This window comes from Neochlamydia sp. EPS4, assembly GCF_000813665.1.
Classification (GTDB): domain Bacteria; phylum Chlamydiota; class Chlamydiia; order Chlamydiales; family Parachlamydiaceae; genus Neochlamydia.
This window is the reverse complement of sequence record NZ_JSDQ01000072.1, coordinates 1-1,059: the sequence shown is the minus strand read 5'-3', so window position 1 is coordinate 1,059 and position 1,059 is coordinate 1. Positions and strand designations below refer to the sequence as shown.

The 1,059-nt window shown below is 40.9% G+C and carries 1 protein-coding gene; it reads left to right on the top strand.

Annotated features, from left to right (window positions below; translation table 11 throughout):
• Positions 1-229: 229 nt before the first annotated feature.
• Positions 230-1,059 (top strand): F-box protein (locus DB42_RS10575; protein ID WP_202965080.1); only part of this gene is annotated, 830 nt, incomplete at its 3' end.

Genomic DNA, 1,059 nt, shown 5'->3' with positions numbered 1-1,059 from the left:
CCCAACCAAAATTGCTGCGTCACTTAATCGCAAAAACCTGTGTCTGCTCCTAAATGCTTGGAAGGCCCCCTCTTTTCTTGGGTCTATCTGGAAAAAAGCGCCGGTAAATTATCTTTGAATTGTTTTTCATTGATAAGGATAGGAATTCGTTTGACTTGCTCTTTTAATTTTTTTATATTGCCTCTAATAAATAAAATGCTGAAAAGTCATCCCTACCCAAGGAAATAAAATGCATCCTATCTCTTCGGCCTCTATTGAAAGCTTGCCTAATGAGTTGCTGCTCCCTATCTTAGAGGCTTGCGCAGCTCCTTCCTTATTTAGCGTCTGTAAAAGATGGCATCATCTGCTGGCCTCTGAAGTGATGCCTTCTCTTTATAAAAAAATAGGTAAAGTACATGTTTCCCCAGGGGATATTAGCAAGCAGGCTTTTATTTTAGATAGGATTTATAAGCTGGATGATAGGCTTTTTGAAGGAGAAAAAGCTAAGGCAATCTTTAAGCAAATCTTTACTTTAGCCAAGTCTTTTTCTCCTTTAGAATTTAAAGAGAACACAGAAGAAAAAAGAGGCTTAACACTGGATAATTACTCTTCTTATCTCTTAAATATTAATCGCCTTTTACTTTGGAAAAGACTTCCTGATGGGGAAGAATACTTGAGCCGAGAAGAAATTAAGCACTTGCCTCTAGGAAAAAAAGGAGAGCTATTCAGAGATTGGATTGAAGAAAATTGTAAAAACATCACGGTTTTAGATTTATCTGGAGTAGGCTTGACTTGTTTACCCCCAGAAATATGCCAGTTATCTCAGCTGCAAGCGCTTGACTTAAACCAAAACCAGCTCACCGCTCTGCCTGCAGAAATCGGGCAGCTGTCTCAGCTGCAAGAGCTTTACTTAAATCAAAACCAGCTCACCGCTCTGCCTGGAGAAATCGGGCAGCTGTCTCAGCTGCAATGGCTTGACTTAAATCAAAACCAGCTCACCGCTCTGCCTGCAGAAATCGGGCAACTGTCTCAGCTGCAATGGCTTTACTTAAGCCAAAACCAGCTCACCAGCCTGCCTGT